The sequence below is a fragment of the Sphingobium sp. HDIP04 genome (assembly GCF_000445085.1).
Taxonomy (GTDB): Bacteria; Pseudomonadota; Alphaproteobacteria; order Sphingomonadales; family Sphingomonadaceae; genus Sphingobium; species Sphingobium indicum.
In genome coordinates, this window is record NZ_ATDO01000049.1 from 1 (window position 1) to 18,441 (window position 18,441).

At 65.4% G+C, this 18,441-nt stretch carries 13 protein-coding genes and 3 tRNA genes; 9 read left to right on the plus strand and 7 right to left on the minus strand.

What is annotated here, in order from left to right; translation table 11 throughout:
• Positions 1 to 242: 242 nt before the first annotated feature.
• A complete protein-coding gene (locus tag L286_RS0124225; RefSeq protein ID WP_007688829.1) occupies positions 243 to 638 on the minus strand; it encodes a GFA family protein in 396 nt (131 codons plus the stop codon).
• 105 nt (positions 639 to 743) lie between these two features.
• Here L286_RS0124225 and L286_RS28145 point away from each other — a divergent pair, with 105 nt between their 5' ends.
• Positions 744 to 3,020 carry an ATP-dependent helicase gene (locus tag L286_RS28145; protein WP_020819932.1) on the plus strand — a complete coding sequence of 759 codons (2,277 nt, stop codon included), beginning with the start codon at positions 744 to 746 and terminating at the stop codon, positions 3,018 to 3,020.
• Positions 3,021 to 3,528: 508 nt separating this feature from the next.
• Here the strand turns inward: L286_RS28145 and L286_RS28150 are convergent.
• The 3 genes from L286_RS28150 to L286_RS28160 all read right to left on the minus strand — a co-directional run bounded on the left by L286_RS28150 (position 3,529) and on the right by L286_RS28160 (position 4,302).
• A tRNA-Ala gene (locus L286_RS28150) sits at positions 3,529 to 3,604 on the minus strand.
• Between the two features lie 197 nt (positions 3,605 to 3,801).
• Positions 3,802 to 3,877: transfer RNA gene (locus L286_RS28155), tRNA-Ala, on the minus strand.
• A gap of 89 nt (positions 3,878 to 3,966) precedes the next feature.
• Positions 3,967 to 4,302, minus strand: coding sequence for a TIGR02300 family protein (locus tag L286_RS28160; protein ID WP_007688826.1), 336 nt, complete (start codon positions 4,300 to 4,302; stop codon positions 3,967 to 3,969).
• Between the two features lie 149 nt (positions 4,303 to 4,451).
• Here L286_RS28160 and aroA point away from each other — a divergent pair, with 149 nt between their 5' ends.
• The 7 genes from aroA (at position 4,452) to L286_RS28195 (ending at position 11,046) form a co-directional block, all read left to right on the plus strand.
• The gene (aroA, locus tag L286_RS28165; protein WP_021223078.1) at positions 4,452 to 5,804 is read left to right on the plus strand and encodes a 3-phosphoshikimate 1-carboxyvinyltransferase; all 1,353 of its coding nucleotides are present in this window, start codon (positions 4,452 to 4,454) and stop codon (positions 5,802 to 5,804) included.
• 10 nt (positions 5,805 to 5,814) lie between these two features.
• Positions 5,815 to 6,066 carry a CBU_0592 family membrane protein gene (locus L286_RS28170; RefSeq protein WP_013040426.1) on the plus strand — a complete coding sequence of 84 codons (252 nt, stop codon included), beginning with the start codon at positions 5,815 to 5,817 and terminating at the stop codon, positions 6,064 to 6,066.
• Positions 6,063 to 6,698 carry a (d)CMP kinase gene (gene cmk / locus L286_RS28175; protein WP_013040427.1) on the plus strand — a complete coding sequence of 212 codons (636 nt, stop codon included), beginning with the start codon at positions 6,063 to 6,065 and terminating at the stop codon, positions 6,696 to 6,698. Before L286_RS28170 ends, cmk begins: the two co-directional genes overlap by 4 nt.
• Positions 6,699 to 6,871: 173 nt before the next feature.
• Positions 6,872 to 8,584 (plus strand): 30S ribosomal protein S1, encoded by a 1,713-nt coding sequence (rpsA, locus tag L286_RS28180; protein ID WP_007688820.1) that lies wholly within the window; start codon positions 6,872 to 6,874, stop codon positions 8,582 to 8,584.
• Positions 8,585 to 8,752: 168 nt separating this feature from the next.
• Positions 8,753 to 9,043: an integration host factor subunit beta gene (locus tag L286_RS28185; protein ID WP_007688818.1), complete on the plus strand. Its 291-nt coding sequence runs from the start codon at positions 8,753 to 8,755 to the stop codon at positions 9,041 to 9,043.
• Between the two features lie 55 nt (positions 9,044 to 9,098).
• Positions 9,099 to 9,184 (plus strand) — tRNA-Leu (locus L286_RS28190).
• A 77-nt stretch (positions 9,185 to 9,261) separates the two neighbouring features.
• The gene (locus L286_RS28195; RefSeq protein WP_013040428.1) at positions 9,262 to 11,046 is read left to right on the plus strand and encodes a cation:proton antiporter domain-containing protein; all 1,785 of its coding nucleotides are present in this window, start codon (positions 9,262 to 9,264) and stop codon (positions 11,044 to 11,046) included.
• Here L286_RS28195 and L286_RS28200 read toward each other — a convergent pair.
• The 3 genes from L286_RS28200 to L286_RS28210 all read right to left on the minus strand — a co-directional run bounded on the left by L286_RS28200 (position 11,043) and on the right by L286_RS28210 (position 17,432).
• Positions 11,043 to 11,981: a glutaminase gene (locus L286_RS28200; protein WP_020819934.1), complete on the minus strand. Its 939-nt coding sequence runs from the start codon at positions 11,979 to 11,981 to the stop codon at positions 11,043 to 11,045. The two genes, L286_RS28195 and L286_RS28200, sit on opposite strands and share 4 nt — an antisense overlap.
• Before the next feature lie 453 nt (positions 11,982 to 12,434).
• Positions 12,435 to 15,089, minus strand: coding sequence for an alanine--tRNA ligase (gene alaS, locus L286_RS28205; RefSeq protein ID WP_020819935.1), 2,655 nt, complete (start codon positions 15,087 to 15,089; stop codon positions 12,435 to 12,437).
• A gap of 183 nt (positions 15,090 to 15,272) precedes the next feature.
• Complete coding sequence (locus tag L286_RS28210; RefSeq protein ID WP_020819936.1) at positions 15,273 to 17,432, minus strand: malate synthase G; 2,160 nt, start codon at positions 17,430 to 17,432, stop codon at positions 15,273 to 15,275.
• A 91-nt stretch (positions 17,433 to 17,523) separates the two neighbouring features.
• On the opposite strand from L286_RS28210, the gene L286_RS28215 reads away from it, so the two are divergent.
• Positions 17,524 to 18,435 (plus strand): LysR family transcriptional regulator, encoded by a 912-nt coding sequence (locus tag L286_RS28215; protein WP_020819937.1) that lies wholly within the window; start codon positions 17,524 to 17,526, stop codon positions 18,433 to 18,435.
• The last annotated feature ends 6 nt before the right edge of the window (positions 18,436 to 18,441 follow it).

Below are 18,441 nucleotides of genomic sequence, written 5' to 3' on the forward strand. Positions count from 1 at the left end.
GCGGGGGGCTGCGCCGAAGCGGGCATGTCCTGCGCGACCGCAATGCCGGTGACGCCCGCGCCGAAGGCCAATATGGCCGCGCCTGACAACAGGATCGATTTCATCGGGATCATCCTTTCCTTGTTCTCGACCCGTTCTGCCGTTCGGGCTGCACAAAGAACCGGATTTGCGACGCCGACGTTCCGGCCATGGCGACGAACCGTTGCCGCCGCGCCGCCAGACGATCCCCCAAACCGCCCGCCTCAATGTTCAGGATAGCGATCGAACTTCGGCAGTTCGTGCGCGCCCGCCATCCAGGACGCCGCCTCCGCGAATTGCACATGGATGGCCGGCGGCAGGGCGGACGGGTCGTCCAGCGTGCCCGTCTGAATATCCACCATGCCGGGGAAGACCGCGGCATTGCGATAGAACAGCCCCGTGCCGCATGTCCCGCAAAATTCCCGCGTCACATTGTCGGAGGATCGGTAGGTCACGGGGCGGCCCGTCACCGTCACCCGGTCTTCCGGAAACAAGGCCCAGCCGACCATCGGCGCGCCCGCGCTTTTCCGGCAGTCCGAACAATGGCACAGCGCGCTGTAGACTGGCTCCCCTTGCGCTTCGTAATGGATCGCCCCGCATTGGCACCGCCCCGAAACCATGGCCTTTCTCCTTGCACGATTCGCCTTTTGTTCTCATAGAAGAAGCGACGGCGCAAGGGCTGCCCGCCCTTGCCGCTTCCCGCCCGGCACCTTAGTTGATAGCTCATGACCCTGCCTGCTCCCTCGCCCGACGATCCCGCCTATCTTCAGGGGCTGAACGAACCCCAGCGGGAGGCCGTGCTCTCGACCGAGGGGCCGGTGCTGGTGCTGGCGGGCGCCGGCACGGGCAAGACGGCGGCGCTTACCGCCCGCCTCGCCCATCTGATCGCCACGCGGCGGGCCTATCCTTCCGAAATCCTTGCCGTCACCTTCACCAACAAGGCGGCGCGGGAAATGCGGGAACGCGTCGGCCGCATGATCGGCCCGGCGGTGGAGGGCATGCCCTGGCTGGGCACTTTCCACGCCATCGCCGCGAAGATGCTGCGCCGCCATGCCGAACTGGTGGGGTTGCAATCCAACTTCACCATCCTCGACACGGACGACCAGCTTCGCCTGATGAAGCAGTTGATCCAGGCGGAGGGCATCGACGAAAAGCGCTGGCCCGCCCGCCAGCTCGCCGGCCTCATCGACCAGTGGAAGAACAAGGGCCTGACCCCGGAGGAGATCGGCGCGGGCGAGAGCGAGGGCTATGCCAACGGCAGGGGGCAGAAGCTCTATGCCGCCTATCAGGCGCGTCTTCGGGACGTGAATGCCTGCGATTTCGGGGACTTGCTGCTGCATGTTCTGACGATATTGAAACGTCATCGGGACGTGCTGGAAAGCTATCAGCAGCGCTTCCGCTATATCATGGTGGACGAATATCAGGACACCAACTCCAGCCAGTATCTGTGGCTGCGCCTGCTCGCCCAAAGCAGCAAGAACATTTGCTGCGTGGGCGACGACGACCAGTCCATCTATTCATGGCGCGGGGCCGAAGTCGCCAATATCCTGCGGTTCGAAAAGGATTTTCCGGGCGCGAAGATCATCCGGCTGGAGCAGAATTACCGTTCGACCCCGCATATATTGGGCGCGGCGTCAGGGGTGATCGCGGAAAACGGCAATCGCCTGGGCAAGACGCTATGGACCGACATCGACGTGGGCGAAAAGGTCCGCGTCATCGGCGTGTGGGACGGGCCGGAGGAAGCGCGGCGCGTGGGCGAGGAGATCGAATCGATCGAACGCGGCGGCCGATCGCTGGACGAAGTGGCCATCCTCGTCCGCGCCCAGCACCAGACCCGCGAGTTCGAAGACCGCTTCATCCAGATCGGCCTGCCCTATCGCATCGTCGGCGGTTTCCGCTTCTATGAGCGCGCTGAAATCCGCGACGCGCTGGCCTATCTGCGCCTCGTCAACCAGCCCGCCGACGACCTGGCATTCGAACGGATCGTCAATGTCCCCAAGCGCGGCCTGGGCGACAAGGCGGTGGAAAAGCTGCACCGGCTTGCCCGCGCGGAGGGCGTTCCGCTTGCCCTCGCCGCCGCCCGCATCCTCGACACGGACGAGATGACGCCGCAGGCCCGCCGCAGCCTGGGCGCCTTCATCGGCGACCTCGCCCGCTGGCGGGACCGCGCCGCGCAACTGCCCCATGCCGAACTCGCCCGGCAGATATTGGACGAGAGCGGCTACACCGCCATGCTCCAGGCCGAGCGGACCGCCGAAAGCGCGGGGCGGCTGGAGAACCTGAGCGAACTCGCCCGCGCCATGGAGGAATATGAGACGCTGGGCGCGTTCCTGGAACATGTGTCGCTGGTCATGGACAATGAGGCGCAGGCGGACGAGCGCAAGGTCACGATCATGACCATCCACGCCGCCAAGGGGCTGGAGTTCGACACCGTCTTCCTGGCGGGGTGGGAAGAAGGCATTTTCCCTTCCCAGCGCGCCCTTGACGAAGGCGGCCTCAACAGCCTGGAGGAGGAACGCCGCCTTGCCTATGTCGCGATCACGCGGGCGAGGAAATCCTGCATCATCCTGCACGCCGCCAACCGGCGCATCTATGGCCAGTGGACCAGTTCCATCCCCTCGCGCTTCGTCGGGGAACTGCCGCCCGAACATGTGGAGGAGGAGAGCAGCATGTCCGGCGGCGCCTCGCTCTGGCGCGCCAACTGGTCCGAACGCGCCGATCCCTTCGCCAATGTCCAGCGCGGCACGGGACGCGGCCCCGGCTGGCAGCGCGCCCAGCAGAGCGGGCAGTTCATGAAGGAACCCGTCCGGATCGTGGAAGCCCGCGCATCGGCCGTATCGCTCGGCAACAAGGGCCGCGACGACATGAGCGTCGGCCTGCGCGTCTTCCACCAGAAATTCGGATACGGCACCGTGGCGGAGATCGAGGGCAACAAGCTGGAGATCGACTTCGAAACGACAGGGCGGAAGCGGGTGATGGACAGCTTCGTGCAGCCTGCCTAGGGGTCAATCGGGCATCCACAATGCAGGGGGCGATCTGGTATCGTGAAATGGCGGCGGTAAGGTTAGCGCCCGTATGGGAATGATAAGGATAGGGGTGGGGAGCGGACGCTCCCTTATTCGTCACCCCGGGCTTGACCCGGGGTCCCGCTGCCTTGGACGAGGCGCGCACTCAGACAAGAAAGCGGGACCCCGGATCAAGTCCGGGGTGACGGAAACTTCAGCTATTAGCCAATTCCAGTCGCTCATTCGACCGTCAGCTTCTGGACTTAAACGACCCACTGAGGACCAGCCGCAATAACCCAACGGCAATGACATCCCCAAAGGCGTCCTACTGCCCAACAGGCGGCCATTTCGCCTGTCCTATCCCGCACGGGCCAGCTTACCAGGCTCCGTCTTTGACAGGCTCGATATGCAGGCGCACCCATGAGCGTCAACGGAAAACAGCGGAAATCAGCCTCCAATCCCGATCGGATGGAGAAGCTTGCCGATGGCGAGCTCATTCATATGTTGGTGGAGCCTAGCGGGATCGAACCGCTGACCTCCTGCATGCCATGCAGGCGCTCTCCCAGCTGAGCTAAGGCCCCATCGTCGCGCGGCACATCATACCGCATCCCAATGGATCAGGCCATGTCCGGCATCAAGCCATCGGCCAAATATGGAACACTCCTTGCGTGGCTTTGGAGTGTTAATCGAGGTCACTTGCAACCTCGCCACACCCCTCGCTTGCGCTCGGGAGTTTTTCGGGAAAATGTCCCCCGGACATTTTCTTTTTCCGAAAAACTGGTGGAGCCTAGCGGGATCGAACCGCTGACCTCCTGCATGCCATGCAGGCGCTCTCCCAGCTGAGCTAAGGCCCCGTTTCCAGTGTCGGCGCCGTTTGGGTCCGGCGCCTCGGAGGCCGCTGCCATTAGGTGGCAGCGAACTCCTTGGCAAGCACAAAATTCAATTAATTGTCGTCGTCGCCATCGTCCCCGCCGGCGTCGACGCCCAGATCGTCGTCGCCGCCCAGATCGACGTCATTGTCGGGCGAATCGCCGTCATCATCCACGTCCAGATCCAGGTCCAGATCGTCGTCCGCCGTCTCGATCTCACCATCGGCGGTTTCGATGACCTTCTTGGGCGCTTCCTCATAGGGCAGCGGCTGCTTCGACTTCAGCACGGGTTCCGGTTCCCAGGCCGTGCCGCAATTGATGCAGGTGACCGGGTCATCCTTGCCCAGGTCGTAGAAGCGCGTGGCGCATTTCGGGCAGGTACGCTTCGTGCCCCATTCAGCCTTGACCATGTCCGGCCTTGTCCTTCTCTTGCGAGTGCTCAAAACAGAAATTACGCGGCACGACAGGGTCGCCCGCGAAGAGACGGCGCCTTGCCATAGCGAAACCGCGCTGTCAAAAGCCGGGCGCATTTTTTCAAGTCTTGCAGACGGATTGACCCGTGACCGCTTCTTCCGACCAGCCGATGCCCCAAGCTCAACCCGCTACCTTCACCGCCGCCCCGGCGCTTTCCGGATCGATCGCCGTGCCGGGCGACAAGAGCATTTCGCACCGTTCCCTGATGCTCTCGGCGCTGGCGGTGGGCGAAAGTCGGGTCGAAGGGCTGCTGGAGGGGGAGGATGTCCTGTCCACTGCCGCCGCGATGCGGGCGATGGGCGCGGACATCCGCAGGCAAGCGGACGGCATCTGGCATATCCATGGCGTGGGCGTCGGCGGCCTGCTCCAGCCGGAAAGCGCGCTCGACATGGGCAATAGCGGCACCTCCACCCGCCTGCTCATGGGCCTGGTCGCGAGCCACGCCATCACCGCGACCTTCGTGGGCGACGCCTCGCTCAGCAAGCGCCCCATGGCCCGCGTCACCGAACCGCTGTCGCGCATGGGCGCCAGCTTCACCACCAGCCCCGGAGACCGCCTGCCCCTTACCATGCGCGGCGCCTGCCCGGCGGTGCCGCTGGACTATCGCCTTCCCGTGGCATCGGCGCAGGTGAAGTCTGCGATCCTGCTCGCCGGCCTTAACGCCCCCGGCATCACCCGCGTGGTCGAGCCGATCCCCACCCGCGACCATAGCGAACGCATGCTCAAGGGCTTCGGCGCGGACCTCCATGTCGAGGTCGAGGGCGACGGCACCCGCATCGTCACGCTCAGGGGCGAGGCGGAACTCCGCCCGCAGTCGATCACCGTTCCCGGAGACCCCTCCTCCGCCGCCTTCCCGATGGTCGCGGCGCTGCTGGTTCCGGGGTCGAAGGTCGCCATCGCCAATGTCGGCCTCAACGCGACCCGCGCCGGGCTGATCGACCTGCTGCGCGAAATGGGCGGCGACATCGTCGTCGAAAACCCCCGCGAAGTGGGCGGCGAGCCGGTGGGCGATCTGGTCATCACCGCCTCGACGCTCCAGGGGGTGGAGCCGGACCCCGCCCGCGCGCCGTCGATGATCGACGAATATCCGGTCGCCTTCATCGCCGCCGCCCTGGCCGAGGGGCGCAGCACCTTCCGCGGGCTGGAGGAACTGCGCGTCAAGGAATCGGACCGCATCGCCACCATGGCGGCGGGGCTGCGCGCCATCGGCGTGACGGTGGAGGAACTGGAGGACGGCATCGTCATAGAGGGCAGCGGCGGCGCGCTCCTGCCCGGCGGCGGCCCGATCGCCACGAAGCTGGACCACCGCATCGCCATGAGCTTCGCGGTCGCGGGCCTCGTGTCGAAGAAGGGCGTGACCATCGACGACATGCGCCCGGTCGCGACCAGCTTCCCCGGCTTCACCGCGCTGCTGCGCTCGCTCGGCGCATCGGCATGAGGCAGGGGGCATGACATTCGATTTCGCCAGCGTCATCGGACTGGTCGGCAGCGGCCTGATGGTCCTCGCCTATGCCTACAGCAACATGGCGAAGGTGCTGAACTTCACCCTGTTCAACCTGCTGAATCTGGTCGGCGCGCTGTTGCTGATCTATTCGCTGACGGTTCATTTCAACGTCGCGTCGATGGCGCTGGAAGTCGTCTGGGCCTTTATCGCCCTGATCGGCCTCGCCAAGGCGCTGCGGAAAGGCAAGGCATCATGATCATCGCCGTCGACGGCCCCGCCGCATCGGGCAAGGGCACCATCGCCAAGGCGCTGGGCCGCCATTACGGGCTGCCGGTGCTCGACACGGGGCTGCTCTATCGCGCAGTCGGGCTTGCCGTGCTCAAGGCCAGCGGCGACCCGGACCATGAGGCCGACGCCCTTGCCGCCTGCGATTTCGACGACGCCATGCTGGACGACCCGGCGCTGCGCAGCGAAGCGGTCGGTTCGCTCGCCTCCCGCGTTTCGATCCACCAGAGCGTCCGCCAGGCGCTGGTGAAGCGCCAGCGCGACTTCGCGACCCAGCCTGGCGGCGCGATCCTGGACGGGCGCGACATCGCCACCGTCATCGCGCCCGATGCCGACGCCAAGATCTTCGTCACGGCCAGCGTCCATGTCCGCGCCCAGCGCCGCTATCAGGACGCGCTCGACCATGGCGGCCACCCCGACATGGACAGCCTGATCGCGGACATCCAGGCCCGCGACACCCGCGACATGAGCCGCGACCACGCCCCGCTGCGCGTGGCCGATGGAGCGGACTTGCTCGACACCAGCAATTTGACTATAGACGCCGCCGTCCAGCAGGCCATTGCTCTGGTGGACGCCCAGTTGGAACGTCGGCGACAGGCCTGACGCGAATGCCGGGCGCCGGGGATTCCCAGGCGCCCTTTTCGCTTTTCCACGGGGCGTCGACTCGTCGTGGCCGAACGGATGTTCGCTTGGGCATTCGGCCCTGCGGACGCTTTGGCCTGAAAGACCACCGGAGACAACCGGTAGGCCAGCAATGACGAGTGAAGGAAACTACCATGGCCTCTACGGCATTCCCCTCGCGCGACGATTTCGCCGCGCTTCTCAATGATTCTCTCGGTGGCGAGGATGGCGGCTTCGAAGGCCGCGTCGTCAAGGGCACCGTTACCGGCATCGAAAACGACATGGCGCTGATCGACGTCGGCCTGAAGTCGGAAGGCCGCGTGCCGCTGCGCGAATTCGCCGCGCCGGGCCAGAAGGCCGAGCTGAAGGTCGGCGACGAAGTCGAAGTCTATGTCGACCGCGTCGAAAACGCCCATGGCGAAGCCATGCTGTCCCGCGACCGCGCCCGCCGCGAAGCCGCCTGGGACAAGCTGGAATCCGAATTCACCGAAAACGCCCGCGTCGAAGGCGTCATCTTCGGCCGCGTCAAGGGCGGCTTCACCGTCGACCTGGACGGCGCGGTGGCGTTCCTGCCCGGCTCGCAGGTCGATATTCGTCCGGTTCGCGACGTCACCCCGCTGATGGACATCCCGCAGCCCTTCCAGATTCTGAAGATGGATCGCCGCCGCGGCAACATCGTCGTGTCGCGCCGCGCCATCCTGGAAGAAACCCGCGCCGAACAGCGCTCGGGCCTCATCCAGACGCTGGCCGAGGGCCAGATCATCGAGGGCGTGGTCAAGAACATCACCGACTACGGCGCGTTCGTCGACCTGGGCGGCATCGACGGCCTGCTGCACGTCACCGACCTCAGCTACAAGCGCATCAACCACCCCAACGAGATGATCAACATCGGCGACACCGTCCGCGTCCAGATCATCCGCATCAACCGCGACACCCAGCGCATCAGCCTGGGCATGAAGCAGTTGGAAAGCGATCCGTGGGAAGGCGCTTCGGCCAAGTACCCCGTCGGCGCCAAGCTGTCGGGCCGCGTCACGAACATCACTGAATATGGTGCGTTCGTCGAGCTGGAGCCGGGCATCGAAGGCCTGGTCCACGTTTCGGAAATGTCCTGGACCAAGAAGAACGTCCACCCCGGCAAGATCGTTTCGACCAGCCAGGAAGTCGACGTCATCGTCCTGGAAGTCGATCCCGAAAAGCGCCGCATCTCGCTCGGCCTCAAGCAGGCCCAGAACAATCCCTGGGACAGCTTCGCCGAACGTCACCCGATCGGCTCGACCGTCGAGGGCGAAGTCAAGAACGCGACCGAATTCGGCCTGTTCATCGGGCTGGACGGCGACGTCGACGGCATGGTCCACATGTCGGACATCGCCTGGGGCATTTCGGGCGAGGACGCGCTGGCCCTGCACCGCAAGGGCGAGACTGTTCAGGCCGTCGTTCTAGACATCGACGTCGAGAAGGAGCGCATCAGCCTGGGCATGAAGCAGCTTGAGCGCGGCGGCCCGGCCGCTGGCGGCACCACCGCCGCTGCCGCCGGCCTCAACAAGAACCAGACGGTCACCGTCACGGTTCTGGAAGTCCGCGACGGCGGCCTGGAAGTCCAGGCCGGCGAAGACGGCGCCACCGGCTTCATCAAGCGCAGCGACCTGGGCCGCGACCGCGACGAGCAGCGTCCGGAACGCTTCCAGATCGGTCAGAAGTTCGACGCCATGGTCACGGGTTTCGACCGCGCCAAGAAGCCGACCTTCTCGGTCAAGGCCCTGCAGATCGCGGAAGAAAAGCAGGCCGTGGCGCAGTACGGATCGTCCGACAGCGGCGCGTCGCTGGGCGACATCCTGGGCGAAGCGCTCAAGGCCAAGAGCGAGGGCTAAGCCCTCCTTCGGCATCTAACTTAAGTAATATGGCCCGCCGGAACTTAGTTCCGGCGGGCTTTTTCTATTCCCAAAATGAGAATGACATACCGATATTGGCTGATTGTCACAGGCATGAGGATTCACTATAAATAAACCGGGAACCAGAAGGGGGAGTCTGGAGGACCAATGATACGCTCGGAACTGATTCAGAAATTGGCTGAGGAAAATCCAAACCTCAACCTCCAGGAAGTGGAAAGGATCGTCGATCTTTTCTTCAAGGAAATAGTCGACCGTCTTTCAAGCGGCGGGCGAGTGGAACTTCGGGGCTTCGGCGCCTTTACGACACGGGCGCGCGAGGCGCGCACCGGCCGCAATCCGCGGACGGGCGAACAGGTGCCGGTGGATGCCAAGCGGGTTCCCTATTTCAAGCCCGGAAAGGAAATGCGGGAACGGCTGAACGCCAAGGCTGCGCTCTGATCCAACCACATCCTTGACCTGTGCGTCGTTAGCCTTCAGGGGGTAACGGCCTCAAGCGGACGTGGCGAAATCGGTAGACGCAGCGGACTTAAAATCCGCCTCCCCCTGGGAATGCGGGTTCAAGTCCCGCCGTCCGCACCATGGCGCTTCATGGCGTCATTTTCCGGTTTCGCATGCTTATCGCTGGATATCCGCCGCATTTGTGGCGATGATCGGTCATGGCCGGCGCGATCAATCCACAGAGCTTCAGCGATTCCCTCGTCATATTGGGGGCTGCGGGACTGGTGATCCCCGGCTTCGCGCGCCTCAGGATCAGTCCGGTCATCGGCTTCATCCTGGTCGGGCTGGCGGTGGGACCATCGGGGTTGGGCGCATTGGTGGGCCAATATCCCTGGCTCTATCATGTCACCATATCCAACAGGGCGGCGATAGAGCCCTTTGCCGAACTCGGCGTCATATTGCTGCTTTTCTCCATCGGGCTGGAACTGAGTTTTCGTCGCCTCTGGACCATGCGAACGCAAGTATTCGGAGTCGGCGCGGCAGAATTGATCGGCGGTGGCACGCTCATTGCACTTGGCCTTTACTTGCTGGGTCAGCCGCCGGCGGGCGCCTTCGGCCTTGGCCTGGCGCTGGCGCTGTCGTCCACGGCGGTCGTCCTGCCGATGGTCGGCACGCAAAACGCCGTCGGCCGCGCGGCCTTTTCCATGCTCCTTTTCGAGGATCTGGCCCTCGTCCCGATCATCTTCATGCTGGGCGCCCTCGCTCCATCCGTCGCCGCCAGCCCGGACGGCCCGTGGGGCGAACTGGCCGACACGCTGGTCAAGAGCGGCATCACCATCGCCGTCATGCTGGTCCTGGGCCGGCTCTTTCTGCCCCATATCTTCAGCCAGGCGGCCCGCACGAAAAGCCCGGAAGTGTTCCTGGCGGCCAGCCTGCTGGTCGTCATCGTCTCCAGCATGGCGACATCCATCGCCGGCCTGTCCCCCATCGTCGGCGCGCTGCTGGCCGGGCTGCTGATCGCGGAAACCGACTATCATGGCGAGGTCGAGGTCATGACCGCGCCGTTCAAGGGGCTGGCGCTGGGCGTCTTCCTCATCACCGTGGGCATGGGCCTGGACGTTCGCGTCATCCTGGCCAACTGGCCCGCGCTCATCCTGGCGGTGGTCGGCGTGGTCCTGGCCAAGACGATCGTCACCGCGGCGCTGCTCTATCTCTCCGGCGCGAGGAAAGGCGTCGCGCTGGAGGTCGGCGTGCTGATGTCCAGCCCTTCGGAAACCACGCTGATCGTGCTGTCCGCGGCGGCGGCGGCCCAGTTGATCCTCCCCTCCACCGCCGCCTTCTGGCAGATCGTGACCGCCATCGGGCTCACCATCACGCCGCTGCTCGCGCGCCTGGGGCATGACATTGCGCGGCGGCTGGAAATGGCGCTGGGCGAGGACACGCCGGAAATCAGCGAAGACCATGCGGAGGCAGCCGCCGTGGTGATCGGCTTCGGGCGCGTCGGCCGCATGGTCTGCGACCTGCTCGACCTGCACAAGCAGCGTTTCATCGTCGTGGAATCCGACCCGGACGTCGTGGCGGAGGCGCGGCGCGGGGGCTATCCCATATTGTTCGGCGACGTGTCGCGCACCGAAATGCTCGACAAGCTCCGCCTCGGCCATGCGCGGGCGTTGATCCTGACGATGGACGATCCCGTCCTGTCGGTCCGGGTGACGAAGCGCGTGCGGGGCTGGGTGCCCGACCTGCCGATCATCGCGCGGGCGCGGGATACCGACCATGCGGCCCAGCTTTATCGCGCCGGGGCCAGCGACGCCGTGCCGGAGACGCTGGAAAGCTCGCTCCAACTGGCGGAAACGGCGCTGGTGGACCTGGGCGTGGCGATGGGGCCGGTGATCGCCTCCGTCCATCAGATGCGGGAGGATTTGCGCATGGGCATAAAGGATGCCGCGCAACTGGAAACCGCGCCCAAGCTGCGCCGGCTGCGGGCCGATGAGGTGCCTTAGGACGGGTCTTGCGGCGGGCTGAAGACCGACCAGCCGGTGCGTCGCGCCAGTTCTTCGAGCGCCAGCGTGCCAAGCTGGCTGTTGCCATTTTCGTTCAGGCCGGGCGACCAGACAGCTATCGAGGCGCGACCGGGCACGATCGCCAATATGCCGCCGCCCACGCCGGACTTGCCGGGAATGCCGACGCGAAAGGCGAAATCGCCCGAAGCGTCATAATGGCCGCAGGTCAGCATCAGGGCGTTGATCCGCTTGGCCCGGCTGGACGAAACGACGCGGCCCCCTTCGGGATGACGGCCGTCGAGCATCAGGTAACGCCCGGCGAGCGCGAGTTGACGGCAGCTCATCTCGATCGCGCATTGGTGGAAATAGGTGCCGAGCACCAGATCGACCGGATGCCGGATATTGCCGAAGGCCCGCATATAATGGGCCAGCGCCATGTTGCGAAAGCCGGTGGCCGTTTCCGACGCAGCCACGGTTTCGTTGATGGCGATGCCGTCGTCGCCCGCGAGATAGCGGACGAAGCGCAGCATTTCGCCAATGGCGACGCGGGGTTGATGGCCGCCAAGGTTGACGTCCGCGACGACGACGGCGCCCGCGTTGATGAAGGGATTTCGCGGGATGCCCTGTTCATGCTCAAGCTGGACGATGGAGTTGAAGGCATTGCCGGAGGGTTCCCGCCCTACCCTCTGCCAAAGCTGGTCGCCGACCTTGCCGAGCGCGAGGGTCAGGGCGAAAACCTTGGAGATGGATTGGATGGAGAAGCCCGTGGCGGAATCTCCGCCTTCGATCAGACGGCCGTCGGCGGTAGCCACGGCGATGCCGAACTGGCGGGGGTCGACCTTCGCCAGTTCGGGGATGTAGCTGGCGACGGTGCCGCGATCTTCCCGGACGGCGGCTTGGGCGACGATGTCGGCGAGGATCGCGGGCAGGTCCATGGCTGGCCTCGGATGGCGGGGATGGCTTGGGGTGTATGGGGATTCAGTCCATGGCGGGCTGCAAATAGCGGCTTTCTGCGCTTCCGGTGCTCACGTACTGAAGTACGCTGCGCGCCAGTTCTCGAAATCCACTATTTTCGCCGCGCCCTGAACTGAATCCCCACACACCCTAGTCGGTTTTGGAGTTTAACGGGCGCTCAGGGAGCAGGGCATAGCCCGGATCGGGTGGTGTAGGACAGGGGAAATGTGCGGGGCCGTCACGGTCCGCGGGTTTTGACCGTTGGCAGTCGTCAGCGGGTATGTGCTGCCTTCCCTCCTTTGTCATGCTGAACTGGTTTCAGCATCCATTTCTCCCCATAAGCCAAGGCTCAAGCCGGAGAAATGGACCCTGAAACAGGTTCAGGGTGACGAACATGGCCAAGGGTGGAATCCACCCCGGCAATGCGGAAGCGATCAGGCCGGGACGTTGGCGAGGGCGGCCTTGACCGCTTCAAGCGCTGCTTCCGCCTTGTCTCCGTCGGGGCCGCCGCCCTGGGCCATGTCCGGGCGTCCGCCGCCGCCCTTGCCGCCAAGCGCTTCCACGCCTGCGCGGACCAGATCGACGGCGCTGATGCTGCCCACCAGGTCGTCGGTGACGCCGACGGCGATGGTGGCGCGGGCGTCGACCACGGCGAGGATGGCGGAAACGCCGCTGCCCAGGGTCGCCTTGTTCTGGTCGACCAGGCCGCGCAGTTCCTTGGGGTCCAGGCCTTCGATGACCTGGCCGATGAAGTTCACCGCACCGATTTTCTCAGGGCCTGCGGCCTGGGCGGAGCCGCCGCCGCCGAGCGCCAGCGCCTTCTTCGCTTCGGCCAGTTCGCGTTCCAGCTTGCGGCTCTGTTCGACCAGGGCGGCGATGCGGGCGGGGACTTCCTCCGGCGTCGTCTTGAGCGCGGCGGCGGACTGGCGCAGGCGATCCTCGCGGTCGGATAGCCAGAGGCGCGCCGCCTCGCCGGTCAGCGCCTCGATGCGGCGGACGCCCGATGACACGGCGGATTCCGAGATGATCTTGAAGATCGCGATGTCGCCCGTGGCGCGGACATGGGTGCCGCCGCACAGTTCGACGGAATAGCTGTGCGCATCGCCCTTCCCCATGGAAAGGACGCGGACTTCGTCGCCATATTTTTCGCCGAACAGCGCCATGGCGCCCGCCTGGATGGCGTCGTCGGGCGTCATCAGGCGGGTCGTCACCGCTTCATTATGGCGGACCTGTTCGTTCACATCGGCTTCGATGGCGGCGATCTGGCTGTGGGTCAGCGCTTCGGGATGGGAGAAGTCGAAGCGCAGGCGATCCGGCGCGACCAGGCTGCCCTTTTGCGTGACATGCGCGCCGAGCCGGTTGCGCAGCGCCGCGTGCAGCAAATGGGTGGCGCTGTGGTTGGCGCGGATGCGGTCGCGGCGACCGGTGTCGACGCTGAGGTGCACCGTATCGCCCAGCTTGACGCTGCCCGCGCCGATCTTTGCCCGGTGGGCGTGGAGGCGGCCCAGTGGCTTGGCGGTGTCCTCGACGTCCGCGACGAGGCCGGATTGCGAACTGATCGTGCCCGCATCGCCCATCTGGCCGCCGCTTTCGCCGTAGAAGGGCGTCTGGTTGGTGACGATCAGGACCGTCTCTCCGGCGGTGGCGCTGTCGAAGTTCACACCGTCCTTCACGATGGCCACGACCTCGCCTTCGCCCTCGGTCGAGCTGTAGCCGATGAACTCGGTGTTGCCGGTCTTTTCCGCGATGTCGAACCAGATTTCGTCCGATGCCTTTTCGCCCGAACCCTTCCAGGCGGCGCGGGCGGCGGCCTTCTGCTCGGCCATGGCCTTGTCGAAGCCTTCGCGGTCGACGCCTAGGCCGCGCGAGCGCAGCGCGTCTTCGGTCAGGTCATAGGGGAAGCCGTAAGTGTCGTAGAGCTTGAACGCGGTTTCGCCCGGCAGCGTGCCGCCTTCGCTGAGGTCGCCGGTCGCTTCGTCGAGCAGTTTCAGGCCCTTTTCCAGCGTCTGGCGGAAGCGGGTTTCCTCGCGCAGGAGAGTCTCCTCGATCAGCGGCTGGGCGCGGACCAGTTCCTGATAGGCGCCGCCCATTTCGGAGACGAGGCTGCCGACCAGGCGGTGCATCAGCGGTTCCTTCGCGCCGATGATGTGGGCGTGGCGCATGGCGCGGCGCATGATGCGGCGCAGGACATAGCCGCGGCCCTCGTTCGCGGGCAGCACGCCGTCCGCGATCAGGAAGCTGGTGGAGCGCAGATGGTCGGCGATGACGCGGTGGCTGGCCTTGAACTCGCCGTCGGTGGCGGTCTTCGTCAGCGCGCCCGATTCCTCGATCAGCGCCTTGAACGTGTCGGTGTCGTAATTGTCGTGGACGCCTTGCAGCACCGCCGCGATGCGTTCGAGGCCCATGCCGGTGTCGATGCTGGGCTTGGGCAGTTCGCTGACGATCTCGTTCGCTTCCTGCTCATATTGCATGAAGACGAGGTTCCAGATCTCGACGAAACGGTCGCCATCCTCTTCCGGCGAACCGGGAGGGCCGCCCCAGATATGGTCGCCATGGTCGTAGAAGATTTCCGAACAGGGACCGCAGGGGCCGCTGTCGCCCATCGCCCAGAAATTATCCTTGGTGGGAATGCGGATGATGCGTTCTTCGGGCAGGCCCGCGATCTTCTTCCACAGGTCGAAGGCTTCGTCGTCCGTGTGGTAGACGGTGGCGGTCAGTTTCTCCGCCGGAAGGCCCCATTCCTTCGTCAACAGGGTCCAGGCGTGGGTGATCGCCTGTTCCTTGAAATAGTCGCCGAAGCTGAAATTGCCCAGCATTTCGAAGAAAGTATGGTGGCGCGCCGTGTAGCCGACATTGTCGAGGTCGTTATGCTTGCCCCCGGCGCGGACCGACTTCTGGCTGCTGGTCGCGGTGGAATAAGGCCGGGATTCCAGGCCCGTAAAGACATTCTTGAACGGCACCATGCCCGCATTGACGAACATCAGCGTCGGGTCGTTGTGCGGCACCAGAGGCGCGGACGGAACGATGGTGTGGCCGTTGGCCCCGAAATAGTCGAGGAAGGAGCGGCGAATGTCGTTGGTCGAGGTCATGCGGGCGATTTAGTGGGAAGCGCTCCAACGCACAAGCGGGGCTTTTCGTCGTTCATGGGAATATCGGTCGATGGGGTGGCGGAGCGGGATGGGTGGGGATAATGGGCTGAGGTTGCGCATTTCCCCTCCACCCCTCGCTTCGCGAGCGGTCCCCCTCCCCATCTTGCGATGGGGAGGATGTTTTTAGAGCGCCTTCGCCAGTGCGCGATATTTGTGGAGCAGGGGTTCGGTGTAGCCATTGGGTTGCGCGACGCCTTCGAAGACCAGGGCGCGGGCGGCTTGCCAGGCGAGGCTTTCCGGATGGCCGCTCATCGGCCTGTAGAGCGGATCGCCTGCATTCTGGGCGTCGACCTTGGCGGCCATGCGGGCGAAGGCGGCGTCGACCTGTTCCGCCGTGCAGACGCCGTGGAGCAGCCAGTTCGCCATATGCTGAGAGGAAATGCGCAGCGTGGCGCGGTCTTCCATCAGGCCGATGTCGTGGATGTCGGGAACCTTGGAACAGCCGACGCCCTGGTCGATCCAGCGGACGACATAGCCCAATATGCCCTGGGCATTATTGTCCAGTTCCTGCGTGATTTCCTCCTCCGACCAGTTGCGGCCCTGGGCGACGGGGATCGTCAGCAGCTTGTCGAGCGGGGCGATGGCTTCCTTCGCCCGCTCCTCCTGGCGTTTGAAGACGTCGACGCCGTGATAGTGAGTCGCGTGCAGCGTCGCGGCCGTGGGGGACGGAACCCAGGCGGTGTTGGCGCCGCTTTTCGGGTGGCCGATCTTCTGGTCCAGCATGTCGGCCATGCGGTCCGGCGCGGCCCACATGCCCTTGCCGATCTGGGCGCGGCCCGACAGGCCGCAGGCGAGGCCGATCTGGACATTGCGATCCTCATAGGCCGTGATCCAGTCGCTGGCCTTCATCTCGCCCTTGCGGATCATGGGGCCGGCGTGCATCGACGTGTGCATCTCGTCGCCCGTGCGGTCGAGGAAGCCGGTGTTGATGAAGACGATGCGGTCCTTCACCGCCGCGATGCAGGCGGCGAGGTTGGCGGAGGTGCGGCGTTCCTCATCCATCACGCCGACCTTGAGCGTGTGGCGGTCGAGGCCCAGCAGATCTTCGATGGCGTCGAACAGGCGGTTGGTGAAGCCGACCTCCTCCGGCCCGTGCATCTTGGGCTTGACGATATAGACGCTGCCGGTGCGGCTGTTGCCCCCTGCCCGCTTCAGGTCGTGCAGGGCGATCAGGCTGGTGACGATGCCGTCGACTATGCCTTCGGGCGCCTGCGCGCCGTCGGCCAGCAGGACGGCGGGCGTGGTCATCAGATGGCCGACATTGCGAACGAACAGCAGGCTGCGGCCCGGCAGGGTGAAGGCGCCGCCCCTGGGCGCTATATAGCTGCGGTCGGGGTTGAGGGTGCGGGTCATCATCGCGCCGTTCTTCTCGAACGTGTCGACAAGATTGCCCTGCATCAGGCCCAGCCAGTTGGAATAGGCGGCGACCTTGTCATCCGCGTCGACAGCGGCGACCGAGTCCTCCAGGTCGCAGATGGTGGTGAGCGCGGATTCCAGAATGATGTCGGCGATGCCCGCCGGATCGCCGCCGCCAATGGGATGCGAGCGGTCGATGACCAGTTCGATATGCAGGCCGTTATGGCGCAGCAGGATCGCCGTGGGATCTTCCGGATCGCCGCGATAACCGGCGAAGCCCTGCTCCTGCGTCAGGCTGGTCGCCACGCCGTGCGCGCCCTTGATATGCAGGTGGAGTTCGCCGTTCCAGACATGCAGCCGGACGATGTCGGACCAGCCCGCATGCCCCTTCAGCGGGACGGCGCGGTCCAGGAAATCCTTGGCCCAGGCGATGACCTGCGCGCCGCGCGCCGGGTCGTATCCCTTGCCCGACGGCGCGCCGGGCAGCGCGTCCGTGCCGTAGAGCGCATCGTACAGGCTGCCCCAGCGCGCATTGGCGGCGTTCAGCAGGAAGCGGGCGTTGAGGATGGGGACGACCAGTTGCGGCCCGGCCAGGCGGGCGACTTCATCGTCGACATTCTCGCTGCCGATCCGGAACGGCGCGGGTTCGGGGACGAGATAGTCGATCTGGCGCAGGAAGGCCTGATAGGCGGCGGCGTCGAAGGGCTGCCCCGATCTTTCCCGATGCCAGGCGTCGATCTGCGCCTGTAGCGCGTCGCGTTTGGCGAGCAGGGCCGCGTTTTCCGGGGCGAATTTCGCGAAGATCGCGGCGGTCCCCCGCCAGAAGGCGGCGGCGTCGATGCCCGTGCCGGGAAGCGCCCGATCCTCGATGAAGGCGGCGAGTTGCGGCGCGACCTTCAGGCCTGCGCGCTCTGTCATGCTGGTCATGGAACGATCTCCTTTGGGAGGACCATAGACGGATCGCATTATGACGTGTAGACGCCATTATTCGAATTCAGACTTTCTTCTGGTGAAAGAAATGATGGACCCGGATTATGATCTGTTCGCGACCATCGTGGACGAAGGCGGGATGGCGGCGGCGGGGCGGCGGCTGAACATCTCCCCCGCCATGGTGTCGAAGCGGCTGGTGCGGCTGGAGGAGCGGCTGGGCACGCGGCTGATCCACCGCACGACCCGGCGGCTGGCGCTGACCCCGGCGGGCGAGCGGCTGCACCAGGATCTGCGCGGGATCATGGCGGCGCTGGAAGAGGCGGAGCGGCGCGTGTCCGGCGCTTCGGCGGAGGCGGCGGGGACGCTGCGGGTTTCGGCGCCGACATCCTTCGGGCGGATGCATGTCGCGCCCTATCTGGGCCGGTTCCTGGAGGCGCATCCCAAGGTGCGCCTGCGGATCGACCTGTCGGACGATTATGCCGACCTGCTGGCGACGCGGGCGGACCTGGCCATTCGCATCACCGCCGATCCGGGGCCGGGGCTGGCCGCGCACAGGCTGGCGACCAACCGGCGGGTGCTGTGCGCCGCGCCCGATTACCTGGCCCGCTTCGGCGTGCCGGAGACGGTGCCCGACCTGCGCAGGCACCGGCTGCTCGCGGCGGATGGGCAACTGCCCTGGCGGCTGATCGGCCCCAAGGGCGCGGCGACGGTCGAGGGCGACAGCCATGTCCGCACCAACAGCAGCGAAATGGTGCGGGAACTGGCGCTTTCCGGCGTGGGCATAGCGCTGCGTTCGCTCTGGGACATCAGCGACGCGCTGGAGCGCGGAAATGTCCGGCAGGTCATGCCGGATCATGAAGGGTCGGCGGATGTGGGCCTCTATGCCGTTCATCTGCCGCAGAATAATCCCCCGCTCGCCATCACCGCCTTCATCGATTTCCTCGCCGGACTATATGCCCCCAGCCCGCCATGGGAGCGTTCGGGCATTGCCCCCGCGTAAAAGCGG

Excerpts from the sequence above, each read along its gene's own strand:
- L286_RS28215 (WP_020819937.1), top strand. The coding sequence starts at position 17,524 with ATGATGGACCCGGATTATGATCTGTTCGCGACCATCGTGGACGAAGGC.
- cmk (WP_013040427.1), top strand. The coding sequence starts at position 6,063 with ATGATCATCGCCGTCGACGGCCCCGCCGCATCGGGCAAGGGCACCATC.
- L286_RS28210 (WP_020819936.1), bottom strand. The coding sequence starts at position 17,432 with ATGACCAGCATGACAGAGCGCGCAGGCCTGAAGGTCGCGCCGCAACTC.
- L286_RS28145 (WP_020819932.1), top strand. The coding sequence starts at position 744 with ATGACCCTGCCTGCTCCCTCGCCCGACGATCCCGCCTATCTTCAGGGG.
- L286_RS28160 (WP_007688826.1), bottom strand. The coding sequence starts at position 4,302 with ATGGTCAAGGCTGAATGGGGCACGAAGCGTACCTGCCCGAAATGCGCC.
- rpsA (WP_007688820.1), top strand. The coding sequence starts at position 6,872 with ATGGCCTCTACGGCATTCCCCTCGCGCGACGATTTCGCCGCGCTTCTC.
- L286_RS28195 (WP_013040428.1), top strand. The coding sequence starts at position 9,262 with ATGGCCGGCGCGATCAATCCACAGAGCTTCAGCGATTCCCTCGTCATA.
- L286_RS0124225 (WP_007688829.1), bottom strand. The coding sequence starts at position 638 with ATGGTTTCGGGGCGGTGCCAATGCGGGGCGATCCATTACGAAGCGCAA.
- L286_RS28185 (WP_007688818.1), top strand. The coding sequence starts at position 8,753 with ATGATACGCTCGGAACTGATTCAGAAATTGGCTGAGGAAAATCCAAAC.
- L286_RS28170 (WP_013040426.1), top strand. The coding sequence starts at position 5,815 with ATGACATTCGATTTCGCCAGCGTCATCGGACTGGTCGGCAGCGGCCTG.
- alaS (WP_020819935.1), bottom strand. The coding sequence starts at position 15,089 with ATGACCTCGACCAACGACATTCGCCGCTCCTTCCTCGACTATTTCGGG.
- L286_RS28200 (WP_020819934.1), bottom strand. The coding sequence starts at position 11,981 with ATGGACCTGCCCGCGATCCTCGCCGACATCGTCGCCCAAGCCGCCGTC.